The sequence below is a fragment of the Pseudomonas sp. NFACC37-1 genome, from assembly GCF_900101575.1.
In the GTDB taxonomy this organism is placed as follows: domain Bacteria; phylum Pseudomonadota; class Gammaproteobacteria; order Pseudomonadales; family Pseudomonadaceae; genus Aquipseudomonas; species Aquipseudomonas fluorescens_AA.
In genome coordinates, this window is record NZ_FMUZ01000003.1 from 14071 (window position 1) to 37754 (window position 23684).

At 61.7% G+C, this 23684-nt stretch carries 25 protein-coding genes; 22 read left to right on the forward strand and 3 right to left on the reverse strand.

The window, feature by feature from the left end; all coding sequences use genetic code 11:
- Positions 1-77: 77 nt before the first annotated feature.
- On the reverse strand, positions 78-896 hold the full coding sequence (gene suhB / locus BLP82_RS04455) for a type III secretion system regulator SuhB (protein WP_003185165.1): 819 nt from the start codon (positions 894-896) through the stop codon (positions 78-80).
- Between the two features lie 144 nt (positions 897-1040).
- On the opposite strand from suhB, the gene trmJ reads away from it, so the two are divergent.
- From trmJ to BLP82_RS04565, 22 genes are all read left to right on the forward strand, one after another.
- Complete coding sequence (gene trmJ, locus BLP82_RS04460; protein ID WP_038856918.1) at positions 1041-1811, forward strand: tRNA (cytosine(32)/uridine(32)-2'-O)-methyltransferase TrmJ; 771 nt, start codon at positions 1041-1043, stop codon at positions 1809-1811.
- A gap of 1 nt (position 1812) precedes the next feature.
- On the forward strand, positions 1813-2589 hold the full coding sequence (cysE, locus tag BLP82_RS04465; RefSeq protein WP_092165673.1) for a serine O-acetyltransferase: 777 nt from the start codon (positions 1813-1815) through the stop codon (positions 2587-2589).
- Between the two features lie 250 nt (positions 2590-2839).
- Complete coding sequence (iscR, locus tag BLP82_RS04470; RefSeq protein WP_003185160.1) at positions 2840-3331, forward strand: Fe-S cluster assembly transcriptional regulator IscR; 492 nt, start codon at positions 2840-2842, stop codon at positions 3329-3331.
- A gap of 50 nt (positions 3332-3381) precedes the next feature.
- A complete protein-coding gene (locus BLP82_RS04475; protein ID WP_092165674.1) occupies positions 3382-4596 on the forward strand; it encodes an IscS subfamily cysteine desulfurase in 1215 nt (404 codons plus the stop codon).
- A 43-nt stretch (positions 4597-4639) separates the two neighbouring features.
- Positions 4640-5026: a Fe-S cluster assembly scaffold IscU gene (iscU, locus tag BLP82_RS04480; protein ID WP_003185157.1), complete on the forward strand. Its 387-nt coding sequence runs from the start codon at positions 4640-4642 to the stop codon at positions 5024-5026.
- 24 nt (positions 5027-5050) lie between these two features.
- Positions 5051-5374: an iron-sulfur cluster assembly protein IscA gene (iscA, locus tag BLP82_RS04485; protein ID WP_003185155.1), complete on the forward strand. Its 324-nt coding sequence runs from the start codon at positions 5051-5053 to the stop codon at positions 5372-5374.
- Positions 5375-5382: 8 nt separating this feature from the next.
- Positions 5383-5904, forward strand: coding sequence for a co-chaperone HscB (hscB, locus tag BLP82_RS04490; protein WP_092165675.1), 522 nt, complete (start codon positions 5383-5385; stop codon positions 5902-5904).
- A gap of 50 nt (positions 5905-5954) precedes the next feature.
- Positions 5955-7817: a Fe-S protein assembly chaperone HscA gene (gene hscA / locus BLP82_RS04495; RefSeq protein WP_092165676.1), complete on the forward strand. Its 1863-nt coding sequence runs from the start codon at positions 5955-5957 to the stop codon at positions 7815-7817.
- Between the two features lie 3 nt (positions 7818-7820).
- Positions 7821-8162 (forward strand): ISC system 2Fe-2S type ferredoxin, encoded by a 342-nt coding sequence (gene fdx / locus BLP82_RS04500; protein WP_042727996.1) that lies wholly within the window; start codon positions 7821-7823, stop codon positions 8160-8162.
- 13 nt (positions 8163-8175) lie between these two features.
- Positions 8176-8376 carry a Fe-S cluster assembly protein IscX gene (iscX, locus tag BLP82_RS04505; RefSeq protein WP_072408088.1) on the forward strand — a complete coding sequence of 67 codons (201 nt, stop codon included), beginning with the start codon at positions 8176-8178 and terminating at the stop codon, positions 8374-8376.
- An 87-nt stretch (positions 8377-8463) separates the two neighbouring features.
- A complete protein-coding gene (gene ndk / locus BLP82_RS04510; protein ID WP_042727994.1) occupies positions 8464-8889 on the forward strand; it encodes a nucleoside-diphosphate kinase in 426 nt (141 codons plus the stop codon).
- 28 nt (positions 8890-8917) lie between these two features.
- Entirely contained in the window at positions 8918-10066 is a 1149-nt protein-coding gene (gene rlmN, locus BLP82_RS04515) for a dual-specificity RNA methyltransferase RlmN (protein ID WP_053118626.1), read from the forward strand.
- A gap of 12 nt (positions 10067-10078) precedes the next feature.
- Entirely contained in the window at positions 10079-10837 is a 759-nt protein-coding gene (gene pilW / locus BLP82_RS04520) for a type IV pilus biogenesis/stability protein PilW (protein WP_072408090.1), read from the forward strand.
- Complete coding sequence (locus tag BLP82_RS04525) at positions 10837-11871, forward strand: RodZ domain-containing protein (protein WP_092165685.1); 1035 nt, start codon at positions 10837-10839, stop codon at positions 11869-11871. The genes pilW and BLP82_RS04525 overlap by 1 nt, the downstream gene beginning before the upstream one ends.
- A gap of 3 nt (positions 11872-11874) precedes the next feature.
- Complete coding sequence (gene ispG / locus BLP82_RS04530) at positions 11875-12984, forward strand: flavodoxin-dependent (E)-4-hydroxy-3-methylbut-2-enyl-diphosphate synthase (protein WP_003185136.1); 1110 nt, start codon at positions 11875-11877, stop codon at positions 12982-12984.
- Between the two features lie 24 nt (positions 12985-13008).
- Complete coding sequence (hisS, locus tag BLP82_RS04535) at positions 13009-14298, forward strand: histidine--tRNA ligase (RefSeq protein WP_092165686.1); 1290 nt, start codon at positions 13009-13011, stop codon at positions 14296-14298.
- Positions 14299-14338: 40 nt separating this feature from the next.
- Positions 14339-14980 (forward strand): YfgM family protein, encoded by a 642-nt coding sequence (locus BLP82_RS04540; RefSeq protein ID WP_025212011.1) that lies wholly within the window; start codon positions 14339-14341, stop codon positions 14978-14980.
- Complete coding sequence (gene bamB, locus BLP82_RS04545; RefSeq protein ID WP_092165687.1) at positions 14973-16124, forward strand: outer membrane protein assembly factor BamB; 1152 nt, start codon at positions 14973-14975, stop codon at positions 16122-16124. The genes BLP82_RS04540 and bamB overlap by 8 nt, the downstream gene beginning before the upstream one ends.
- Before the next feature lie 201 nt (positions 16125-16325).
- Positions 16326-17798, forward strand: coding sequence for a ribosome biogenesis GTPase Der (der, locus tag BLP82_RS04550; protein ID WP_053118638.1), 1473 nt, complete (start codon positions 16326-16328; stop codon positions 17796-17798).
- Between the two features lie 325 nt (positions 17799-18123).
- Positions 18124-19272 carry a pyridoxal phosphate-dependent aminotransferase gene (locus BLP82_RS04555; protein ID WP_092165688.1) on the forward strand — a complete coding sequence of 383 codons (1149 nt, stop codon included), beginning with the start codon at positions 18124-18126 and terminating at the stop codon, positions 19270-19272.
- Positions 19260-20054: an amidohydrolase gene (locus tag BLP82_RS04560; RefSeq protein WP_092166074.1), complete on the forward strand. Its 795-nt coding sequence runs from the start codon at positions 19260-19262 to the stop codon at positions 20052-20054. Before BLP82_RS04555 ends, BLP82_RS04560 begins: the two co-directional genes overlap by 13 nt.
- 63 nt (positions 20055-20117) lie before the next feature.
- Positions 20118-20531: a hypothetical protein gene (locus tag BLP82_RS04565; RefSeq protein ID WP_092165689.1), complete on the forward strand. Its 414-nt coding sequence runs from the start codon at positions 20118-20120 to the stop codon at positions 20529-20531.
- A 184-nt stretch (positions 20532-20715) separates the two neighbouring features.
- Here the strand turns inward: BLP82_RS04565 and leuA are convergent, their stop codons facing one another.
- Positions 20716-22395 carry a 2-isopropylmalate synthase gene (gene leuA / locus BLP82_RS04570; protein WP_060739084.1) on the reverse strand — a complete coding sequence of 560 codons (1680 nt, stop codon included), beginning with the start codon at positions 22393-22395 and terminating at the stop codon, positions 20716-20718.
- 464 nt (positions 22396-22859) lie between these two features.
- On the reverse strand, positions 22860-23681 hold the full coding sequence (locus tag BLP82_RS04580) for a peptidoglycan DD-metalloendopeptidase family protein (RefSeq protein ID WP_092165695.1): 822 nt from the start codon (positions 23679-23681) through the stop codon (positions 22860-22862).
- Positions 23682-23684 lie beyond the last annotated feature (3 nt).

Sequence of the window (23684 nt, forward strand, 5' to 3'; positions counted from 1 at the left end):
GCGTGGGAACGATCAATTACCGAAATTCAGGCATAAAAAAAGCACCCCGAAAGGTGCTTTTTCTATAGCGGAGCTGCTTAGCGCTTCAACGAAGCCGGCAGATGCGGCTGGATAGCAGTGAGCACAGCCTTGAAGCATTTGGTGTTGCCGGCAACGATGTGGCCTTTTTCAAGGAAGTCGTGGCCGCCGGTGAAGTCGCTCACCAAGCCACCGGCTTCCTGGATCAGCAGGGCGCCCGCTGCCATGTCCCACTCGGACAGGCCCGACTCCCAGAACGCATCGAAACGACCCGCCGCCACATAAGCCAGGTCCAGGCTCGCAGCGCCAGCGCGGCGGATGCCGGCGGTCTGGCCGACCAGGGCGCGGAACATGCCCAGGTAGTTGTCCAGGTTGTCCATCTGGTCATCACGGAACGGGAAGCCGGTACCCAGCAGGGCGCCGTCCAGGCTGGTGCGGCCGCTGACGCGCAGGCGACGACCGTTCAGTTGGGCGCCACGGCCACGGCTGGCGGTGAATTCTTCCTGGCGAACCGGGTCCAGCACGACAGCGTGTTCCAGGCGGCCACGGTATTTGCAGGCGATGCTGACAGCGAAATGAGGAATGCCGCGCAAGAAGTTGGTGGTGCCGTCCAGCGGATCGATGATCCACAGGTACTCTTCGCCTTCGATGCCAGTGCCGGCGTGCATGCCGGTCTCTTCACCGAGGATGGAGTGGTTCGGGTAAGCCTTGCGCAGGGCGTCGACGATCTTCTGTTCGGCGGCGCGATCGACCTCGGACACGTAGTCCTTGGCGTCTTTTTCATCGACCTTGATGGTATCCAGGCGCTCGATGGAGCGGAAGATCAGTTCACTGGCGCTGCGGGCGGCGCGCAGCGCGATATTCAGCATGGGCTGCATGGATGTGTCACCTAAGGTTGTTAAAGAAAGCCGCGCATTCTATCAGAAAGTTTTCTCAGGAGAAGGTTGGTGTTCGCTTTCATAGCTTAACGGTAGGTGCTTCTGTAAGATTTGCTCCCTTTATCGTGTTCGAGAGCGCCTCCCTTGTTGCAGAACATTCGTGTCGTCCTGGTCAATACCAGCCATCCGGGTAACATCGGCGGAGCTGCGCGGGCCATGAAGAACATGGGCCTGTCGCGCCTGGTGCTGGTCGAGCCGCGCTTGTTTCCCCATCACGAAGCCGACGCCCGGGCCTCCGGCGCCGGCGACATCCTGGCCAACGCGCAAGTCGTCGCCACCCTCGAAGATGCCCTGGTGGGTTGCAACCTGGTGCTTGGAACCAGCGCCCGCGACCGGCGTATTCCCTGGCCGCTGCTCGACCCCCGGGAATGCGGCACCAAAGTGGTCGAGGAAGCCGCGCAAGGTTTTGAAATCGCCCTGGTGTTCGGCCGTGAAGACTCCGGCCTGACCAACGACGAGCTGCAGCGATGTCACTTTCACGTGCATATCCCTTCCGACCCTGAGTTCAGTTCCTTGAACCTGGGCGCGGCGGTGCAGGTGTTGAGTTATGAAGTGCGCATGGCTTGGCTGGCGGCTGAAGGCAAGCCCAGCAAAGTCGAAAAAACCGAGGTCACGTCGCCGCGCAGTGAGACACTGGCGACCATGGACGAGTTGGAACGATTCTATGAGCACCTGGAGCAGACCCTGGTGGACATCGAGTTCCTCGACCCGGAAAAGCCGCGGCACTTGATGGCGCGCCTGCGTCGGTTGTACGGACGAAGCTCGGTCAGCCGGGCGGAGATGAATATATTGCGCGGCATCCTCACGGAAACCCAGAAGGCGGCCCGTGGCGAGCTGATTAAGCGGAAGAAATAAAATGTTCGAACGTTTGCGTGAAGATATCCAAAGCGTTTTCCATCGTGATCCGGCGGCGCGCAATGCCTTTGAAGTGCTGACCTGCTACCCGGGCATGCACGCCATCTGGATCCATCGCCTGTCCGGCGCCTTGTGGAACATGGGCTGGAAGTGGCTGGCGCGGCTGGTCTCGAACTTCGGCCGCTGGCTGACCGGGATCGAGATCCACCCGGGCGCCAAGGTCGGCCGTCGGTTCTTCATCGACCACGGCATGGGTATCGTCATCGGCGAAACCGCCGAGATCGGCGACGACGTGACCCTGTACCAGGGCGTGACCCTCGGCGGCACCAGTTGGAACAAAGGCAAGCGTCACCCAACCCTGGAAGACGGCGTGGTGGTCGGTGCCGGCGCCAAGGTGCTGGGGCCGTTCACGGTGGGGGCGGGGGCGAAAGTCGGCTCCAACGCCGTGGTGACCAAGGCCGTGCCGCCGGGTGCGACGGTGGTGGGGATCCCGGGGCGGATCATCGTCAAGTCCGATGAGGAGCAGGATGCTCGCCGCAAGGCCATGGCCGAGAAGATCGGCTTCGACGCCTACGGTGTCGGCGAAGACATGCCCGACCCGGTCGCCCGGGCTATCAACCAGTTGCTCGATCACCTGCAGGCCGTCGATGGGCGCCTGGAGGGGATGTGCGGCGCCCTGAAGGACCTGGGCAGTAATTACTGTGCCAAGGACCTGCCTGAACTGCGCGAGGAAGACTTTGCGTGTGTGAAGGATAAGGATGAGAGCCAGGCCAGCTGAAACCCTGCTGGCCTCATCGCGAGCAAGCTCGCTCCCACAGGAATCGCATCAGCACCCGTGATCCAATGTGGGAGCGAGCTTGCTCGCGATGAACGATAACGCGGTATCACTGGTCGCCACTGGCCAGCCTTTGCTATCATGCGCGCGCTCTTTCGCGGGTAAACCTGAGTAAAGTACTAGGTCTTATACTTGACTTAAATACTCGGGAATTGCATACTCGCCCCCATTCCGAACTCCGTGGTAATTGTCCATGCGACTGACTACAAAAGGCCGATACGCCGTGACCGCAATGCTGGATCTGGCATTGCATGCGCAGCACGGGCCGGTGTCCCTGGCCGATATCTCCGAGCGCCAGGGCATTTCCCTGTCTTATCTTGAGCAGCTGTTCGCCAAGCTGCGCCGCAGTAACCTGGTGTCCAGTGTTCGCGGCCCCGGCGGCGGCTACCAGCTGTCGCGGGACATGCAAGGCATCCAGGTCGCCCAGGTGATCGATGCGGTGAACGAATCGGTCGATGCGACCAAATGCCAGGGCCTTGGCGACTGCCATGGCGGCGATACTTGCCTGACCCACCACTTGTGGTGCGACCTCAGCCTGCAGATCCACGAATTTCTGAGCGGTATCAGCTTGGCTGACCTTGTAACTCGCCGTGAGGTGCAAGAAGTAGCCCAGCGTCAGGACCAGCGCCGTTGCAACAGCAAGGCGCCGCACCTGGACAAGATTGAAGCGTCCGCCGTCGAATGACCGCCGCAGAGCAAGCGGAACGCCAGCCAGCCTGATTTAGGAGAGAGTCCATGAAATTGCCGATTTACCTTGATTACTCTGCGACCACCCCGGTTGATCCGCGTGTTGCGCAAAAAATGAGTGAATGCCTGCTGGTCGACGGAAACTTCGGTAACCCGGCGTCCCGTTCCCACGTGTTTGGCTGGAAGGCCGAAGAGTCGGTCGAAAACGCCCGTCGCCAGGTCGCCGACCTGGTCAACGCCGACCCGCGTGAAATCGTCTGGACCTCCGGTGCCACCGAATCCGACAACCTGGCAATCAAGGGTGTCGCGCATTTCTACCACACCAAGGGCAAGCACCTGATCACCTCCAAGATCGAGCACAAGGCTGTCCTGGACACCATGCGCCAACTGGAGCGTGAAGGCTTCGAAGTCACCTACATCGAGCCCGGCGAAGACGGCATCATCACCCCGGCCATGGTCGAAGCCGTCCTGCGCGACGACACCATCCTGGTTTCGATCATGCACGTGAACAACGAAATCGGCACCGTCAACGACATCGCGGCCATCGGCGAACTGACCCGCTCCAAGGGCGTCCTGTTCCACGTCGACGCGGCCCAGTCCACCGGCAAGGTCGACATCGACCTGTCCAAGCTGAAAGTCGACCTGATGTCGTTCTCGGCCCACAAGACCTACGGCCCTAAAGGCATCGGCGCCCTGTACGTCAGCCGTAAGCCGCGTGTTCGCCTCGAGGCGACCATGCACGGCGGCGGTCACGAACGTGGCATGCGTTCCGGTACCCTGGCGACCCACCAGATCGTCGGCATGGGCGAAGCCTTCCGCGTCGCCAAGGAAGACATGGCCGCTGAGAACGTACGCATCAAGGCCCTGAGCGACCGCTTCTTCAAGCAGGTCGAGCACCTCGAAGAACTCTACGTCAACGGCAGCCTGACCGCCCGCGTACCGCACAACCTGAACCTGAGCTTCAACTATGTTGAAGGCGAGTCGCTGATCATGGCGCTCAAGGATCTGGCCGTGTCGTCCGGTTCGGCGTGCACCTCGGCGTCCCTGGAGCCTTCGTACGTACTGCGCGCCCTGGGCCGCAACGACGAACTGGCCCACAGCTCCATTCGCTTTACCTTCGGCCGTTTCACCACCGAAGAAGAAATCGATTACGCCGCGCAGAAAGTCTGCGAGGCCGTTACCAAGCTGCGCGCTTTGTCGCCGCTGTGGGACATGTACAAAGACGGCGTCGACATTTCGAAAATCGAGTGGGCGGCGCACTGAAGAAGTCGCCACCAGAGCGACTCACTGATGAGGATTGAAGCAAATGGCATATAGCGAAAAGGTCATCGACCACTACGAGAACCCGCGCAACGTCGGCAAGATGGACGCGCAGGATCCTGATGTCGGCACCGGCATGGTCGGCGCCCCGGCGTGCGGCGACGTCATGCGCCTGCAGATCAAGGTCAACGAGCAAGGCATCATCGAAGATGCCAAGTTCAAGACCTACGGCTGCGGTTCGGCCATCGCGTCCAGCTCCCTGGCCACCGAGTGGATGAAGGGCAAGACCCTTGATGAAGCCGAAACCATCAAGAACACCCAGTTGGCCGAAGAACTGGCCCTGCCGCCAGTGAAGATCCACTGCTCGGTACTCGCCGAAGACGCCATCAAGGCCGCCGTTCGCGATTACAAGCAGAAGAAAGGCTTGATCTGATCCGCGTACGGTAAGGAGTTTTCCATGGCTATCCAGATGACAGAAGCGGCAGCTAACCATATCCAGCGCTCACTTGCGGGGCGCGGCAAGGGTGAGGGTATCCGCCTGGGTGTACGCACCACGGGCTGTTCTGGTCTCGCCTATGTACTGGAATTCGTCGACGAAGTGGGCGAAGACGATCAGGTGTTCGAAAGTCATGGTCAGAAAGTGATCATCGACCCGAAAAGCCTGACGTACCTGGACGGCACCGAACTGGATTTCGTCAAGGAAGGGTTGAACGAAGGCTTCAAGTTCAACAACCCTAACGTGCGCGGTGAATGTGGCTGCGGCGAAAGCTTCAACATCTGAGGCGGCTTGTGGGTACTCCTTGTCATTTTGCGTTGTTCCAGATGCAGCCTGCGTTCCAGCTGGATCTCGAGCAATTGTCCGCGCGTTATCTTGAATTGGCCCGTGGCGTCCATCCCGACCGCTTTGCCGATGCCTCCGAGGCGGAGCAGCGGCGGGCGCTCGAGCAGTCGGCGAACCTCAACGAGGCTTACCAGACGCTCAAGAGCCCTGCCAAGCGCGCGCGCTACCTGCTCGCCATCAGCGGCCATGAGTTGCCGCTGGAGGTCACGGTCCACGATCCCGAGTTTCTTTTGCAGCAGATGCAGTGGCGCGAAGAACTCGAGGACCTGCAGGACAGCGCCGACCTGGCCGGTGTCGCGGTATTCAAGCGGCGCTTGAAAGACGCCCAGCAAACACTGAACGAAAGCTTCGCAGCCTGCTGGAACGATGCCGCGCAACGCGAACAGGCCGAACGCCTGATGCGGCGCATGCAGTTCCTCGACAAGCTCACCTACGAAGTGCGCCAGCTAGAAGAGCGCCTCGACGATTAACCCAGTGCCGCTCCGGTCGCACGCCTGATTACAGATAAGTCCTGATTACGATGGCCCTACTGCAGATCGCCGAACCCGGCCAAAGTCCACAACCGCACCAGCGTCGCCTGGCTGTCGGGATCGACTTGGGTACCACCAATTCCCTGGTCGCTGCCTTGCGCAGCGGTCTTTCCGAGCCGCTGGCCGATGAGCAAGGCCAGGTGATCCTGCCGTCCGCCGTGCGTTATCACGCCGACCGCGTCGAAGTGGGCGAGTCGGCCAAGCTGGCCGCCGCCACCGATCCTCTGAACACCATTGTCTCGGTCAAGCGCTTGATGGGTCGTGGTCTGTCCGACGTCAAGCAATTGGGTGACCAGCTGCCGTACCGCTTCGTCGGTGGCGAATCCCACATGCCGTTCATCGAAACCGTGCAGGGCCCGAAAAGCCCGGTCGAGGTTTCCGCCGACATCCTCAAGGTCCTGCGCCAGCGTGCCGAGGCGGCGTTGGGCGGTGAACTGGTGGGCGCGGTCATTACTGTCCCGGCCTATTTCGACGACGCCCAGCGCCAAGCCACCAAGGACGCCGCCAAGCTGGCCGGCCTGAACGTGCTGCGCCTGCTCAACGAGCCGACCGCCGCTGCCGTGGCATACGGCCTCGACCAACACGCCGAAGGCCTCGTTGCCATCTACGACCTGGGCGGCGGTACATTCGATATTTCGATCCTGCGCCTGACCGGCGGTGTTTTCGAAGTCCTGGCCACCGGTGGCGACAGCGCCCTGGGCGGCGATGACTTCGACCACGCCATCGCCGGTTGGATCATCGAGCAAGCCGGCTTGTCCGCCGACCTCGACCCGGGTGCGCAACGCCAGCTGCTGCAAACCGCCTGCGCGGCCAAGGAAGCCCTGACCGACGCCGCCACCGTTGAAGTCGCTTATGGCGACTGGAAAGCCGCGCTGACCCGCGAAGCCTTCGATGCCCTGATCGAGCCCATGGTCGCCCGCAGCCTCAAGGCCTGCCGCCGTGCCGTGCGTGATTCCGGCATCGAGCTCGAAGACGTCAAGGCCGTGGTCATGGTGGGTGGTTCGACCCGCGTGCCTCGGGTTCGCGAAGCCGTCGCCGAGGCCTTTGGCCGCCAGCCGCTGACCGAAATCGATCCGGACCAGGTGGTCGCCATCGGCGCCGCGATCCAGGCCGATACCCTGGCCGGCAACAAGCGCGACGGCGGCGAACTGCTGTTGCTCGACGTGATTCCGTTGTCCCTGGGGCTGGAAACCATGGGCGGCCTGATGGAGAAGGTGATTCCACGCAACACCACCATCCCGGTTGCCCGCGCCCAGGACTTCACCACCTATAAAGACGGCCAGTCGGCCATGATGGTCCACGTGCTGCAAGGCGAGCGTGAACTGATCAGCGACTGCCGTTCCCTGGCCCGTTTCGAACTGCGCGGCATCCCGCCGATGGTGGCCGGGGCGGCGAAGATCCGCGTGACCTTCCAGGTCGATGCCGACGGTTTGCTCAACGTCTCCGCCCGCGAACTGGCTTCGGGCGTGGAGGCGAGCATCCAGGTCAAGCCGTCCTACGGCCTGACCGACGGCGAAATCGCCAAGATGCTCAAGGATTCCTTCCAGCACGCCAGCGACGACAAGGTGGCCCGTGTGCTGCGCGAGCAGCAGGTCGACGCCCAGCGCCTGATCGAAGCCGTGCAGGGGGCCCTTGAAGCCGACGGCGAGCGTTTGCTGGATGCCGAAGAACGCATGGTCATCGAGCTGCAGATGCAGGAACTGTCCGAATTGATCAAAGGCACCGATGGTTATGCCATCGAGCAGCAGACCAAGCGTCTGTCGCAAGTCACGGATGCCTTTGCTGCCCGCCGCCTGGACTCGACGGTGAAAGCCGCCCTGGCGGGGCGCAACCTGAATGAAATCGAGGAATAACTGATGCCGCAGATCATTTTTCTGCCACACGCCGAGCATTGCCCGGACGGTATGGTGGTAGAGGCCGAAACCGGCAAGTCCCTGCTTGAAGTGGCCCATGACAACCACATCGAGATCGAGAGCGCCTGCGGCGGCGTTTGTGCCTGCACCACGTGCCATTGCATCATTCGCGAGGGTTTCGACTCGCTGAATGAAGCCGATGAGCTGGAAGAGGACTATCTTGATCGGGCGTGGGGCCTGGAGCCGACGTCGCGCCTGACCTGTCAGGCCAAGGTCGGCACCGAAGACCTGGTGGTCGAAATCCCGAAATATTCGCTTAACCATGCGGCCGAAGCGCCGCACTGATGGTGACACTGTCATGAGCTATGGTTGGAATGACGTACAACGCATCGCGGAAGAGTTGGCCGAGGCCCACGAAGGGCTCGATCCGTACTCTGTAGGTTTCGTCCGTCTGCAGCAGATGATCCTGGATCTGCCTGACTTCGATGCCACCTCTGGCCGAGTCGGCGAGAAGGTGTTGGAAGCGGTTCAGGAGCTCTGGGCCAAAGAATTGGACTGATCGCCTCGCAGGTTAGGCAATACCCAAGAACCCGCGTATAATTCGCGGGTTTAATTTTTCGTAAATTACCGTTTCTGGAGTTACACCATGGCTGTTCAACGTACTTTCTCCATCATCAAGCCTGACGCCGTTGCTAAAAACGTGATCGGCAAGATCGTTACCCGCTTCGAAGACGCTGGCCTGCGCGTTGTAGCTTCGAAAATGAAGCAACTGTCCAAAGCCGAAGCCGAAGGCTTCTACGCTGAGCACAGCGAGCGCGGTTTCTTCGGTGAGCTGGTTGCCTTCATGACTTCCGGTCCGGTTGTCGTTCAGGTGCTGGAAGGCGAAAACGCCATCGCTCGCAACCGTGAGCTGATGGGCGCCACCAACCCTAAAGAAGCTGCTGCCGGCACCATCCGTGCCGACTTCGCCGAGTCCATCGACGCCAACGCCGTCCACGGTTCGGACTCCGAAGCCGCTGCCGCTCGCGAAATCGCTTACTTTTTCTCCGCTACTGAAGTAACCACTCGCTAAGCCCAGGCTTTTGAGTGAAGGTGAATCCATGACTACATCGAACGGCAAAACCAACCTGTTGGGCCTGACCCAGCCGGAAATGGAGAAATTCTTCGACTCGATCGGGGAGAAGCGTTTCCGTGCCGGCCAAGTGATGAAATGGATTCACCATTTTGGCGTCGACGACTTCGACGCCATGACGAATGTCGGCAAGGCCCTGCGTGAAAAGCTCAAGGCTGTTGCCGAGATTCGCGGCCCCGAAGTGGTCAGCCAGGACATTTCCAGCGACGGCACCCGCAAGTGGGTGGTGCGCGTGGCGTCCGGCAGCTGCGTCGAGACCGTCTACATTCCCCAGGGCAAGCGCGGCACCTTGTGCGTTTCGTCCCAGGCAGGCTGTGCCCTGGATTGCAGTTTCTGCTCCACCGGCAAGCAAGGCTTCAATAGCAACCTCACCGCCGCCGAAGTGATCGGCCAGGTGTGGATTGCCAACAAATCCTTTGGCAGCGTCCCGGCGACCGTCGACCGTGCCATCACCAACGTGGTGATGATGGGCATGGGTGAGCCGCTGCTGAACTTCGATAACGTCGTTTCCGCCATGCACCTGATGATGGACGACCTGGGCTACGGCATCTCCAAGCGCCGCGTGACCCTGTCCACCTCCGGCGTGGTGCCGATGATCGATGAGCTGGCCAAGCACATCGACGTCTCCCTGGCGTTGTCGCTGCATGCACCCAATGACGCATTGCGTAACCAATTGGTGCCGATCAACAAGAAGTATCCGCTTAAGATGCTGCTCGAGTCGTGCCAGCGCTACATGTCGTCCCTGGGCGAAAAACGCGTGCTGACCATCGAGTACACGCTGCTCAAGGATGTGAACGACAAGGTCGAGCACGCGGTCGAGATGATCGAGTTGCTCAAGAACATCCCGTGCAAGATCAACCTGATCCCGTTCAACCCGTTCCCGCATTCCGGTTACGAGCGTCCGAGCAACAACGCGATTCGTCGCTTCCAGGATCAGCTTCACCACGCTGGCTTCAACGTCACCGTGCGCACCACCCGCGGCGAAGACATCGACGCCGCCTGTGGCCAATTGGTAGGACAGGTGCTGGATCGCACCCGTCGCAGCGAACGCTACATTGCCGTGCGTGAGTTGAACGCCGCGGACGATGCGGTGCAAAACGCTGCGAACAGTCACTAAGAGAGGAACTCTATGTCCCTGCGCTTCGCGCTCGTTTTGCTGTTGGCCGGCCTGTGTTCCGGTTGTGTTCTGTCGGGTGACTACAACCCGATGAAGACCAGCAAAGGGCGTGACGAGGCACGTGTGGCCTATGTGCAACTGGGCATCGGCTATCTGCAGCAGGGCATGACCGAACGGGCCAAGGTGCCGCTCAAGAAGGCCCTGGAGCTGGACGATTCCGACCCGGATGCCAACGCGGCCCTGGCCCTGGTGTTCCAGGCCGAGATGGAGTCGGAACTGGCCGACCAGCACTTTCGCAAGGCGCTGTCCGGCCGGCCCCAGGATGCACGGATCCTGAACAACTACGGCAGCTTTCTTTTCGAGCAGAAACGCTACAAGGAAGCCTATGAGCGCTTCGAGCAGGCTGCCGCCGATACCCTTTACCCTGAGCGTTCGCGGGTTTTCGAGAACCTCGGCATGACGGCCGCGCAGTTGGGCCAGCGTGACCTGGCCCGCCAGCAGCTCGAAAAGGCGCTGCGGCTCAACCGCCAGCAACCGCGGGCGCTGCTGGAAATGGCTGAGTTGTCCTACGAAGACAGGCATTATGTGCCCGCGCGTGACTACTACGAGCGTTTTAGCCTGCTGAGCGAGCAAAATGCACGTAGTCTATTGCTCGGCGTTCGGCTGGCACATGTGTTTGAAGATCGCGACAAGGCTGCGAGTTACGGCTTGCAACTCAAAAGACTCTATCCCGGTACGCCGGAATATCAGCAATACCTGTCGGAGCAATGATGAAAGCGGCGCATCCCGAAGTTGTAGCAGCGACTCGCGTAAATCCCGGTGAGACCCTGCGTCAAGCCCGCGAAAGCAATGGTTGGTCGCTGGCCGAAGTGGCCCTCAAGCTCAATCTTACCGTGGCTTCCCTCGGCAATCTGGAAGCGGGCGCGTTCGACAAGCTGCCCGGGCACACCTTCGCCCGGGGCTACATCCGCGCCTATGCCAAGTTGCTCGGCATGGACCAGACCGTGCTGGTCCAGCAGTTCGATCAATACACCGGTTCTGATGCCAAGGGCAGCAACGTGCACAGCCTGGGGCGCATTGAGGAGCCGGTTCGCGTTTCCCACACCATTTTGCGAATCGTCAGCCTGTTGCTGCTGATCGCGGTGATCGGTGGCGGTTTTGTCTGGTGGCAGGACCAGGCGTCCTTGCGCAACAAGGAGCCCGTCGCCATGAACCCCGAGCACGTCGAGGTCGAGGGCGCTGACGGCACCACCCAGATTCATCCGCTGGACGAGCCGGAAGACCAGGCTGTCGTCGAAGGCCAGGCCGAAGGCGAAACCACCCTGGCGTTGCCACAAAGCCAGGACGACGCCGATGCCCAAGCCGGTGCCGAGCCGGCTGTTCCAGCACCGACCACGCCGACTGCACCGGCTGCCCCGAACACCGGCAGCGCACCGATCGCCACGGCACCGGCCGCGCCGAGTACGCCAGCACAGACCGCAGCTGCGCCTGCGACCCACGCCGCGCCTACCACTCCAGTCGCCCCGGCAGCTCCAGCGGCCTCGACCCCGGCGCCAGTCGCGGGTGAAGGCCAGGTGCAGATCCAGTTTGTCGCCGACTGCTGGACGCAGATCACCGACGGCAACGGCAAGGTGCTGTTCAGCGGCCTCAAGCGCAAGGGTGACAGCACCGCCGTCAACGGCAAGCCGCCGTTTGCCGTACGCCTGGGGTATGCCCGTGGCGCCCAGGTCAGCTACAACGGCCAGCCGGTCGACATCGCTCCGTTCACCAGTGGCGAGACCGCTCGCCTGAAGTTGGGTCAATAAGTCATGCACGGCGAATCTCCAATCAAGCGTCGCGAATCCCGAAAGATCTGGGTCGGTAACGTGCCCGTGGGCGGCGATGCGCCTATCGCTGTGCAGAGCATGACCAACAGCGACACCAACGACGTGGCCGCCACGGTCGCGCAGATCAACCGCCTGGAAGCCGCCGGTGTCGACATCGTGCGCGTTTCCGTGCCGGACATGGACGCCGCCGAGGCGTTCGGCAAGATCAAGCAACTGGTCAAGGTGCCTTTGGTCGCCGACATTCACTTCGACTACCGCATCGCCCTGCGCGTGGCCGAATTGGGCGTCGATTGCCTGCGCATCAACCCGGGCAACATCGGTCGCGAAGACCGGGTACGTGCCGTGGTGGATGCCGCCCGCGACCGGGGCATCCCGATCCGCATCGGCGTCAACGCCGGTTCCCTGGAAAAAGACCTGCAAAAGAAATACGGCGAACCGACCCCGGCGGCGCTGGTGGAATCCGCCCTGCGCCACGTCGAGCACCTGGAACGCCTGAATTTCCAGGACTTCAAGGTCAGCGTGAAGGCGTCCGACGTGTTCATGGCCGTCGAAGCCTACCGCCTGCTGGCCAAGGAAATCGTCCAGCCGCTGCACCTGGGCATCACCGAAGCCGGTGGGTTGCGTTCGGGCACGGTGAAATCCGCCGTCGGCCTCGGTATGCTGCTCGCCGAAGGGATTGGCGATACCATCCGCATCTCGTTGGCGGCTGACCCGGTCGAGGAAGTGAAAGTCGGCTACGACATTCTCAAGTCCCTGCACCTGCGTTCCCGTGGCATCAACTTCATCGCCTGCCCGAGCTGCTCGCGGCAGAACTTCGATGTGGTCAAGACCATGAACGAACTGGAAGGGCGCCTCGAAGACCTGCTGGTGCCGCTGGATGTCGCGGTGATCGGTTGCGTGGTCAACGGGCCGGGCGAAGCCAAGGAGGCCCATATCGGCCTGACTGGCGGTACACCGAACCTGATTTACATCGACGGCAAGCCGTCGCAGAAACTGACGAATGACAATCTGGTGGATGAGCTGGAACGGCTGATTCGCCAGAAAGCGGCCGAAAAGGTCGAAGCCGACGCTGCAGTGATTGCGCGTGGTTGAGTCGAACGAATTTAAGGATTACCTGTGAGCAAGTCTCTGCAAGCCATTCGTGGCATGAACGACATCCTGCCCGAGCAGACGCCCCTGTGGCGCTATTTCGAGGGCACCGTGGCGCGCCTGCTGGATAACTACGGTTACCGGCAGATCCGCATGCCGATCGTCGAGTTCACCGAGCTGTTCAAGCGCTCCATCGGTGAAGTGACCGACATCGTCGAAAAAGAGATGTACACCTTCGACGACCGCAACGGCGATTCCCTGACCCTGCGCCCCGAAGGCACGGCGGCCTGCGTGCGTGCGGTGCTCGAACACGGCATCACCGGCGGCGGCCAGGTGCAGAAGCTCTGGTACGTCGGCCCGATGTTCCGTCACGAGCGCCCGCAGAAAGGCCGTTATCGCCAGTTCCACCAGATTGGCCTGGAAGTGTTCAACCTCGAAGGTCCGGACATCGATGCCGAGCTGATCGTCATGACCTGGCGCCTGTGGGGCGAGCTGGGGCTGCGTGACGCGGTCAAGCTCGAGCTCAACAGCCTGGGCACCAGCGAGTCCCGTGGCCGCTACCGTGAAGCGCTGGTGGAGTTTCTTTCCGCGCACCTGGACAAGCTCGACGAAGACAGCCAGCGCCGTCTCAAGACCAATCCGCTGCGCGTGCTGGACACCAAGAACGCCGAAACCCAGGCGATCCTGGCGGACGCGCCGAAGATGGCTGACTACCTCGACGACGAATCCCGTGCGCACTTCGAAGGGCTGAAGGCGCGCCTGGACGCCGTGGGCATTCCCTACGTGATCAACCCCAAGTTGGTTCGCGGCCTGGATTACTACAGCAAGACGGTCTTCGAGTGGGTCACCGACAAACTCGGCGCCCAAGGCACCGTATGTGCCGGCGGCCGCTACGACGGTCTGGTGGAGCAGATGGGCGGCAAGCCGACCCCGGGCGTGGGCTTTGCCATGGGCATCGAGCGCCTGGTACTGATGTTGGAAGCCTTGGACAAGGTGCCTGAAGAACTGTCCCGTCAGGTCGACGTCTACCTGTGCGCCTTTGGCGAGGCCGCCGAACTGGCCGCCTTATCGTTGAGCGAGCGGATCCGCGACCAGTTGCCCAACCTGCGCTTGCAGATCAACGCCGGCGCCGGCAGCTTCAAGAGCCAATTCAAGAAGGCCGACAAGAGCGGTGCACTGTATGCACTGATCCTCGGTGACGACGAACTGGCCCAACAAGTGGTAGGTTTCAAACCCCTGCGTGGCCAGGGCGAACAACAAAGCATTGCCTGGGATGCGCTTGCTGCACACCTGGCCACCTGCGTCGTGCAGGGTTGAAGCTGTCAAACAGCCGATTTAGCGATTAAGGAGTATTGGGGTGTCGAGTACCGAAGATGAACAGCTGGCGGATTTGAAGGACTGGTGGACGCGCAACGGCAAGCCGCTGGTCACTGGCGGCCTGTTGGCGCTGGTCATCGTGTTCGGCTGGCAGGCCTACCAGAAATACCAGAGCAACCAGTCGCAAGGCGCCTCGGTGCTCTACCAGCAATTGCTGGAAACCACCCTGACCCCGGACGGCAAGCCTGACCCTGCCCGCGTGGCGGACCTGGCCGGCAAGCTGGACAAGGAATTCGGCGGCACTGCCTACGCGCAGTACGGTCGCCTGTTCGTGGCCAAGGTGGCGGTGGACAGCGGCAAGTTGGACGACGCGGCCACCGAGCTCAAAGGTATCGTCGACAAACCGGCCAACCCGACCCTGGGCGAAGTGGCGCGTCAGCGCCTGGCGCAGGTGCTGGCGGCCCAGAACAAGGCCGAAGACGCCTTGAAGCTGCTCGACGGCGATGCCGACAAGGCGTTCCTGGCGACCCGCGAAGAACTCAAGGGCGACCTGCTGGTGCAGCTGGGTCGTGCCGATGAGGCCCATGCGGCCTACCAAAAAGCCAAGGCTGCGCTGTCGGATGAAGCCGCGGTCGGTGGCCTGCAAATCAAGCTGGACGACCTGGCCAAAGGGGATGCGTGACGTGATCCAGTGGAAACATGCAGCATTGCTGGCCCTGGCCATTCTGGCCGCGGGTTGCAGCAGCAACAGCAAGAAAGAACTGCCGCCAGCCGAACTGACCGACTTCAAAGAAGAAGTCGTGCTGCAGAAGCAGTGGAGCCGCTCCATCGGCGATGGCCAGGGTGAAACCTACAACATGCTGGTGCCGGCCATCGATGGCGACACCATCTATGCCGGCGACGTCACGGGCGTGGTCATGGCGATGGATCGCAGCAACGGCGACGTCAAATGGGAGAAAGATCTCGAACTGCCTGTTTCCGGCGCCGTTGGCGTGGGTTACGGCCTGGTCATGATCGGCACGCTCAAGGGCGAGATCGTCGCCCTGGACGCGAGCAGCGGTGAAGAGAAATGGCGCGCCCGGGTGACCAGCGAAGTGCTCGCACCGCCGGCCACCAACGGTGACGTGGTGGTGGTCCAGACCCAGGACGACCGCCTGATCGGCCTGGATGCCGCCACCGGCAACCAGCGCTGGTTGTATGACAGTACCCCGGCGGTACTGACCCTGCGTGGCACCAGCGCGCCGATCGTCACCAACCGCCTGGCGGTGGCTGGCTTGTCGACCGGTAAAGTGGTGGCCCTGGATGTTTCCAACGGCGTGCCGGTCTGGGAACAGCGCGTGGCGATTCCGCAAGGTCGTTCGGAACTGGAGCGCGTGGTCGATATCGACGGCGGCTTGCTGCTGTCCGGCGGTACGCTGTACGTCGCCAGCTACCAGGGCCGCGTGGCGGCACTGGACCTGGAAAGCGGTCGTCCGTTGTGGCAGCGCGATGCGTCCAGCTACGCCGGTGTCGCCCAGGGCTTTGGCAGCGTCTACGTGAGCCTGTCCTCGGGCACCGTCGAAGGCGTTGACGAGCGTTCCACCACCGCCTTGTGGAGCAACGACTCCCTGGCCCGTCGTCAACTGTCGGCCCCGGAAGTGTTCTCCAGCTACGTCGCAGTGGGTGACCTGGAAGGTTACCTGCACCTGCTCAGCCAGGTGGACGGTCGTTTCGTCGGCCGTGAGCGCATCGACAGCGACGGCCTGCGTGCCCGTCCGCTGGTGGTGGGCAACATGATCTATGTGTATGGCAACAGCGGAAAACTGGAAGCCCTGACCATCAAGTAAGGCTATGCTTGGGGCTAGATCTCAAGCGGCCCGTCCTTTGTGGGAGCGGGCTTGCTCGCGAATACGGTGTATCAGAAGAAAATTTGTTAACTGACACACCGCTTCCGCGAGCAAGCCCGCTCCCACAGGACTGCCTCCGAGCACCAGCCGCTGCCTCGCAGCGGCTTTTGTATTTTCTGAAATAACGAAGTGGAGAGCCGCATGGTTCCCGTAATCGCCCTGGTGGGCCGACCGAACGTCGGCAAGTCCACCTTGTTCAACCGCCTGACCAGGACTCGCGACGCCATTGTCGGCGACTTGTCCGGTCTGACCCGTGATCGCCAATACGGTGAGGCCAAGTGGCAAGGGCGTACCTATATTCTGGTCGACACCGGCGGCATCTCCGGTGATGAACATGGCATGGACGAAAAAATGGCCGAGCAGTCGCTGCTCGCCATTGAAGAAGCCGATGTGGTGCTGTTCCTGGTAGACGCCAAGGCGGGTTTTACCGCCGCCGACCAGATGATCGCCGAGCATTTGCGCAAGCGTAACAAGCGTTCCTACGTGGTCGCCAACAAGGTCGACAACATCGACCCGGACATGGCCCGCGCCGAGTTCGCACCGTTGGGCATGGGCCAGGCGATCCCGATCGCCGGCGCCCACGGTCGTGGCATCACCCAGATGCTGGAAATCGCCCTGGAGAGTTTCCCCAAGGACGACGCGGAAGAGCCGGAAGAGGGCGAGGAAGAGATCGTTGCCGAGGGCGAGGAAGCCAAGCGCATTCCGGGCCCGAGCGAAAAAGACGGGATCAAGATCGCCATCATCGGCCGTCCCAACGTGGGCAAGTCGACGCTGGTCAACCGCATGCTCGGTGAAGACCGGGTCATCGTCTACGACCAGCCCGGCACCACCCGTGACAGCATCTACATTCCCTTCGAGCGTAACGAAGAGAAGTACACGCTGATCGACACCGCCGGTGTGCGCAAGCGCGGCAAGATCCACGAAGAAGTTGAAAAGTTCTCCGTGGTCAAGACCTTGCAGGCGATCAAAGACGCCAACGTGGTGATCTTCGTGATGGACGCCCGCGAAGGCGTGGTCGATCACGACCTGAACCTGCTGGGCTTCGCCCTGGAAGCCGGGCGTGCGCTGGTCATCGCGATCAACAAATGGGACGGCATGACGCCGAGCGAGCGGGATTTCGTCAAGGTCGAATTGCAGCGCCGGCTGTTCTTCGTCGACTTCGCCGACATCCACTTCATCTCGGCCCTGCACGGCACGGGCGTGGGCAACCTCTACGCTTCGGTGCAGAACTCGTTCAAGTCGGCGGTCACCCGCTGGCCGACCAACCGCCTGACCCAGATCCTCGAAGATGCGGTAGGCGAGCACGCGCCACCGATGGTCAACAACCGTCGGATCAAGCTGCGCTACGCCCACTTGGGCGGTGCCAACCCGCCGATTATCGTGATCCACGGTAACCAGATCGAGAAGGTGCCCAAGTCATACGTCCGCTACCTGGAAAACACCTACCGTCGCGTCCTGAAGCTGGTCGGCACGCCGATCCGCATCGAGTTCAAGGGCGGTGAGAACCCGTACGAAGGCAACAAGAACACGCTCACCGACCGCCAGGTCAACAAGAAGCGCCGCTTGATGTCGCACCACAAGAAGGCTGACAAGAAGCGCCGCGACAAGCGTTGATTGGCTGCTCACTGAGGGGCGTTGCCCACAGTGACTGAGGCAGCACACGGAACCTGTGGCGAGGGGATTTATCCCCGCTGGGCTGCGAAGCAGCCCTAAAACCCTCAACTCGGTGTGTCAGGTAGATTGAACTCACTGCTTTGGGGTTGCTGCGCAACCCAGCGGGGATAAATCCCCTCGCCACAGGGTTCTGTGTCGGGATGGCTGTTATGTCATTGAGTGAGATCGGGTGCCCACCGCGGCACCCTTTTTCACGCCCGGCGATTGGGCTATCCTCGGGCTCTCCCGCGCCGCACCAGAGCCGGGTGCAGAGCAGGGACCCTTCATGATCACCAGCAAGTTGCCGAACGTCGGCATCACGATTTTCACCCAGATGTCCCAGCTCGCCGCGCAGACGGGCGCGCTGAACCTGTCCCAGGGCTTTCCCGATTTCGATGGCCCGCAGGCCCTGCGCGATGCGGTTGGCCGGCACATTGCTCAAGGCCATAACCAGTACTCGCCGATGACCGGCCTGCCGGCGCTGCGCCAGCAGATCGCGGCGAAGATCGCCCGCAGTTACGGCGCCAACGTCGATGCCGATCAAGAGGTCACCGTGACCCCTGGCGCGACCGAGGCGATTTTCTGTGCCATCGCGGCGGTGGTCCACAGCGGTGACGAAGTGATCGTTTTCGATCCTAGCTATGACAGCTACGAGCCTTCCGTTCTCTTGGCCGGTGGGCGCTGTGTGCACGTGCCATTGGGCCTGGATGACTTCGCCATCGACTTCGAGAAGCTCGGCGAGGCCCTGAGCCCGCGCACGCGCATGATCATCCTCAATTCGCCGCACAACCCCAGTGGTGCCCTGATCAGTCGTGCCGAACTCGATCAATTGGCGACACTGATTCGCGACCGTGACATCTACCTGGTCAGCGATGAGGTCTACGAACACCTGGTGTTCGACGGCGTCGCCCACGCCAGTGTCCTGGCCCACGAAGAGCTGTACCGCCGCGCCTTCGTGGTCAGTTCGTTCGGCAAGACCTACCACGTCACCGGCTGGAAAACCGGCTACGTGGTGGCGCCAGAGGCCCTGACGGCAGAGCTGCGCAAGGTGCACCAGTACGTCAGCTTCTGCGGCGTGACGCCGTTGCAGTACGCCCTGGCCGACTACATGGCCGAGCATCCGGAACACGTCGACGAACTGCCGGACTTCTACCAGGCCAAGCGCGACCTGTTCTGCGACCTGCTGGCCCCGTCACGGTTCAGCTTCAAGCGCGTGACCGGTACTTATTTCCAGTTGGTGGACTATTCGCGGATTCGCCCGGACCTCAATGACGTCGACATGGCGGTGTGGATGACCCGCGAGCATGGCGTGGCGACGATTCCGATCTCGGTGTTCTACCAGGACCCACCCCAAGGCCAGCGCCTGGTGCGCCTGTGTTTTGCCAAACGCGAGGAGACGCTGCGTGAAGCGGCGGAAAAACTATGCGTGATTTGAGCGCGTTGCCTGACCTCGACATTGCCCTGGTCCAGACCACCCTGGCCTGGCACGATCGCCGGGCCAACCTTGAGCATTTCGAAGCGCTGCTTGAGCAGGCACGTGGGGCTGATCTGATCATCCTGCCAGAGATGTTCACCACGGGTTTCTCCATGGAATCCGAGACCCTGGCGGAGCCGGAGAACGGCCCGACGCGCCAATGGCTCAAGACCCAGGCCGCGAAGCTGGACGCGGTGATTACCGGCAGTGTGATCATCCAGGCCGGCGACGGCAGCCACCGCAATCGCCTGCTGTGGGCGCGACCGGACGGTGAAGTGCTGCATTACGACAAGCGCCATCTGTTTCGCATGGCCGGCGAGCACAACCACTACACGCCGGGTGAGCGACAGGTGCTGTTCGAACTCAAGGGCTGGCGGATTCGCCCGTTGATTTGCTACGACCTGCGCTTTCCGGTGTGGAGCCGCGACGCCGAGGACACCGACCTTTTGCTGTACACCGCCAACTGGCCCGGAGCGCGGCGTATGCACTGGAATCGGCTCCTGCCGGCCCGGGCGATCGAGAACCTGTGCTATGTGGCAGCGGTCAATCGCGTCGGCACCGACGGCAAGGGCTTCGCCTACACCGGAGACAGCCAGGTGCTGGATTTCCAGGGTGAAACCTTGCTCAGCGCCGGTGACGCGGATGGCGTGTTCACCGTGTGTTTGAAGGCGGCGGACCTGGCGGCGTATCGCACGCGGTTTCCGGCGAACCTGGATGCCGATCGCTTCGAATTCACGAGTTGAAACGATTCAGCCTCAAGGAACGCTGTTGCGTGCCGATAACCGGTCAGCCAAGGAGAAGTCCCTATGACCAGTATCAGCGCAACCACCGTAAACCCTTATCCGTTGTCAGCCCCTAAAGTTTCCATCCGCGGGGCTGAAGAAGAGAAAGCGGTCAGTCCAGTGGCATCGACTGACACTGACGACAAAGACAAGACATTGCAGGTCGATACCCGCGGCGCGAATGTCGCTGGCGCTCCCGCCAGCGGCGGTGGGGACATCATCGAACAACTGAAAAAGCAGATCGAGCAGGCCGAAAAACTGCTGGCCCAGCAGCAAGCCCAGTTGGCCCGCGTGCAGAAGAGTCAGGCCAACGAAGAGCAGAAGACTCAGCAAGCCATGGCCATCCAGACCCAGATCATGGGTACCCAGGCGATGCTGCAAACCTTGCGGGCGTCGTTGTTGCAGGCCATGACCGTTTCTGTCGATACCCATGCCTGACAGTTTGGTTGTCTGACAGGCCGCCATCGCGAGCAAGCTCGCACAGTGGATCTGTGGCTACCATAAATCCACTGTGGGAGCGAGCTTGCTCGCGATGAGGCCAGTACAGTCAGCCCCCAACCATCAGCCAAACAAAAAGGCCCCAGGGTTCACACCCCGGGGCCTTTTTGCATTTCAGCCCAAATCAGGCCGCCTTGGCCTCCGGCTGGCTCAGCGAGCGGTTCAGTGCACTGAACAGGGCCTTGAAGCTCGCCGTGGTGATGTTCTCATCGATACCCACGCCGTGCACCGCACGCTCGCCGTTAACCCGTAGTTCGATGTACGCCGCAGCCTTGGCGTTGGTGCCAGCACCGATGGCGTGTTCGTTATAGTCCATGATCTCCACTGGAATCGGCAGGCCGGCCACCAGCGCTTCCAGGGCGCCGTTGCCTTTGCCGCGCCAGTGCAGGTTGGTCTCGCCCTGGCCCTTGCTCGCCACTTCCACCTCTACGGCGCTGTTGCCGTTCTCTTCCTGCAGGCGATGGCTGACCAGCGCGTACGGGGTGTTGGCTTGCAGGTATTCACGCTGCAACAGGCCGTGGATCTGCTGGGCGGTCATTTCCAGGCCCAGGCGATCGGTTTCGCGCTGTACCACCTGGCTGAACTCGATCTGCATGCGACGTGGCAGGCTGATGCCGTATTCCTGTTCCAGCAGGTAAGCGATCCCGCCTTTGCCGGACTGGCTGTTGACGCGAATCACCGCCTCGTAGCTGCGACCGATGTCGGCCGGGTCGATCGGCAGGTACGGCACTTCCCACAGGGTGTCCGGTTTCTGCTGGGCGAAGCCCTTGCGGATGGCATCCTGGTGCGAGCCGGAGAACGCGGTGTGGACCAGGTCGCCGACGTAGGGATGACGTGGGTGCACCGGGATCTGGTTGCATTCCTCGACCACTTTGCGCACGCCGTCGATGTCGGAGAAGTCCAGCTCCGGGTTGATGCCCTGGGTGTAGAGGTTCAGCGCCACGGTCACCAGGTCGACGTTACCGGTGCGTTCGCCGTTGCCGAACAGGCAGCCTTCGACACGGTCGGCGCCGGCCATCAGGCCCAGCTCGGTGGCGGCCACGCCGGTGCCACGGTCGTTGTGGGTGTGCAGGCTGATGAGCACGCTGTCACGCCGGGTGATGTTGCGGTGGAACCACTCGATCTGGTCGGCGTAGATATTCGGGGTAGCGACTTCCACGGTAGCCGGCAGGTTGAGGATCACCTTGCGCTCGGGTGTCGGGTTCCAGACTTCGATCACCGCGTCGCAGACTTCCTTGGCGAACTCCAGCTCAGTGGCGCTGAAGGTTTCTGGCGAGTATTCGAACTGCCATTGGGTTTCCGGCTGCTGGGCGGCGTATTTGACGAACAGCTTGGCCGCGTTCACCGCGATTTCCTTCACGCCTTCCTTGTCCTGGTTGAACACGATGCGGCGGAACGACGGGCAGGTGGCGTTGTACAGGTGGACGATGGCTTTTTTCGCACCGCGCAGGGATTCGAACGTACGGGCGATCAGGTCTTCACGGGCCTGGGTCAGCACCTGGATGGTGGTGTCATCCGGAATGTGGCCTTCTTCGATCAGCGTGCGCACGAAGTCGAAGTCGGTCTGGGAAGCGGCCGGGAACGATGCCTCGATTTCCTTCACGCCCACCGCCACCAGGGTTTTCCAGAAGCGCAGCTTCTTGACCGCGTCCATCGGCTCGATCAGCGACTGGTTGCCGTCGCGCAGGTCGGAGCTGCACCAGATCGGCGCGGCGGTGATGGTCTTCGACGGCCAGGTGCGATCCGGCAGGTTGATGGTCGGGAACGCGCGGTATTTGGAAGACGGGTCTTTGAGCATGCTCATGGGGAAATCCTTATTGTCGTGGCCGGAAAAAGGCGGCCTGCCGGTGGTTCGAATGGGGTGGCTTGAAGCCTGGACGAGATGCCGCGATTCAGCCCGGCAGTCGTGCGCTGACGAGGCACAGGCTGCGGTGCTGGCGAAGCTGGATGAGGGTGTGAGAGGTTTTCATGCTCCAACCCTAACCGCGTGAACGGCGGATCGCAAGCAGTCGGAAAAAATTGAGAGAACTTCTGCTTTTGAGCGGGTTTACGAGATTTAATCGCGGATATTAGAGATGTCGATATTGGAAATTGCGCCGATGTTTTGAGCTTGGCAATTCATAGGCGGGCGGTGATGCGGCTGCCGTCATCGCGAGCAAGCTCGCTCCCACAGCGGATCTCTGTGGGTTGCAAGGGGGCGTGGTCACAACACATCCCAATGTGGGAGCGAGCTTGCTCGCGATGAGGCCGGTAGCCCCGGCACACATCTCAGGGCTGGAAAGCACCGATGAAAATCGCCGGATCCACCCGCGCATCGTTCAGGCTGATATTCCAGTGCATATGCGGCCCGGTCGCGCGGCCGGTGGCGCCGACCTTGCCCACCACGGTGCCCCGGGCCAGTTGCTGGCCGACCTTCACGTCGATCTTCGACATGTGGCAGAACATGCTGATGAAACCCTGGCCGTGGTCGACGAACACCGTATTGCCATTGAAGAAATAATTGCCGGTGAGGATCACCTTGCCCGCGGCCGGGGTCTTGATCGGTGTCCCGGCGGGCACGGCGAAGTCCAGGCCGGCATGGGGGTTGCGCTCTTCGCCGTTGAAGAAGCGGCGCACGCCGAACTTGCTCGACAGCGGGCCATTGACCGGTTTGTCCAGCAACAGGTTGCTGGGAATGTTCGGGCTGAAGCTGCGATAGGCCTTCAGTTGTACCGCCAGCTCGGCGTCGATGCGCTTGAGGTCCGCCGGGTTCGGATTGACCTGACGCTTGTTCTTCAAGGTGATGTGTTGCTCGGGGTACTTTTTGTAGCCGACCACAAAGGGCTGGGTGCCGCCGCCGCTGCTGATCTGTTGGGTGCCGGGTTGGACCGTCAGCGGGATGCCGACAATCGCCAGCCAATTCTGCTGTTCCTTGACCACCAGCACCGGCTTGCCCTGGTAAGTGGCTTTGGGTGCCTGGGCCGCGCTGCCCAGGTCCACCACGGCCACGCCGCCGGGCACCGGCTTGTTCAACAAGCGAGTGATGTAACTGTCGGCGTGGGCATTGAAGGTCAGGCACAGCAACAGCAATGGGGTGAGATAGCGCGGCATGAA

Bases quoted from the DNA above. Each gene is read 5' to 3' on its own strand.
- suhB (WP_003185165.1), bottom strand. From the start codon at position 896: ATGCAGCCCATGCTGAATATCGCGCTGCGCGCCGCCCGCAGCGCCAGT.
- cysE (WP_092165673.1), top strand. From the start codon at position 1,813: ATGTTCGAACGTTTGCGTGAAGATATCCAAAGCGTTTTCCATCGTGAT.
- iscR (WP_003185160.1), top strand. From the start codon at position 2,840: ATGCGACTGACTACAAAAGGCCGATACGCCGTGACCGCAATGCTGGAT.
- BLP82_RS04475 (WP_092165674.1), top strand. From the start codon at position 3,382: ATGAAATTGCCGATTTACCTTGATTACTCTGCGACCACCCCGGTTGAT.
- iscU (WP_003185157.1), top strand. From the start codon at position 4,640: ATGGCATATAGCGAAAAGGTCATCGACCACTACGAGAACCCGCGCAAC.
- iscA (WP_003185155.1), top strand. From the start codon at position 5,051: ATGGCTATCCAGATGACAGAAGCGGCAGCTAACCATATCCAGCGCTCA.
- hscA (WP_092165676.1), top strand. From the start codon at position 5,955: ATGGCCCTACTGCAGATCGCCGAACCCGGCCAAAGTCCACAACCGCAC.
- fdx (WP_042727996.1), top strand. From the start codon at position 7,821: ATGCCGCAGATCATTTTTCTGCCACACGCCGAGCATTGCCCGGACGGT.
- iscX (WP_072408088.1), top strand. From the start codon at position 8,176: ATGAGCTATGGTTGGAATGACGTACAACGCATCGCGGAAGAGTTGGCC.
- ndk (WP_042727994.1), top strand. From the start codon at position 8,464: ATGGCTGTTCAACGTACTTTCTCCATCATCAAGCCTGACGCCGTTGCT.
- rlmN (WP_053118626.1), top strand. From the start codon at position 8,918: ATGACTACATCGAACGGCAAAACCAACCTGTTGGGCCTGACCCAGCCG.
- pilW (WP_072408090.1), top strand. From the start codon at position 10,079: ATGTCCCTGCGCTTCGCGCTCGTTTTGCTGTTGGCCGGCCTGTGTTCC.
- BLP82_RS04525 (WP_092165685.1), top strand. From the start codon at position 10,837: ATGAAAGCGGCGCATCCCGAAGTTGTAGCAGCGACTCGCGTAAATCCC.
- ispG (WP_003185136.1), top strand. From the start codon at position 11,875: ATGCACGGCGAATCTCCAATCAAGCGTCGCGAATCCCGAAAGATCTGG.
- bamB (WP_092165687.1), top strand. From the start codon at position 14,973: ATGCGTGACGTGATCCAGTGGAAACATGCAGCATTGCTGGCCCTGGCC.
- der (WP_053118638.1), top strand. From the start codon at position 16,326: ATGGTTCCCGTAATCGCCCTGGTGGGCCGACCGAACGTCGGCAAGTCC.
- BLP82_RS04555 (WP_092165688.1), top strand. From the start codon at position 18,124: ATGATCACCAGCAAGTTGCCGAACGTCGGCATCACGATTTTCACCCAG.
- BLP82_RS04560 (WP_092166074.1), top strand. From the start codon at position 19,260: ATGCGTGATTTGAGCGCGTTGCCTGACCTCGACATTGCCCTGGTCCAG.
- BLP82_RS04565 (WP_092165689.1), top strand. From the start codon at position 20,118: ATGACCAGTATCAGCGCAACCACCGTAAACCCTTATCCGTTGTCAGCC.
- leuA (WP_060739084.1), bottom strand. From the start codon at position 22,395: ATGAGCATGCTCAAAGACCCGTCTTCCAAATACCGCGCGTTCCCGACC.
- BLP82_RS04580 (WP_092165695.1), bottom strand. From the start codon at position 23,681: ATGCCGCGCTATCTCACCCCATTGCTGTTGCTGTGCCTGACCTTCAAT.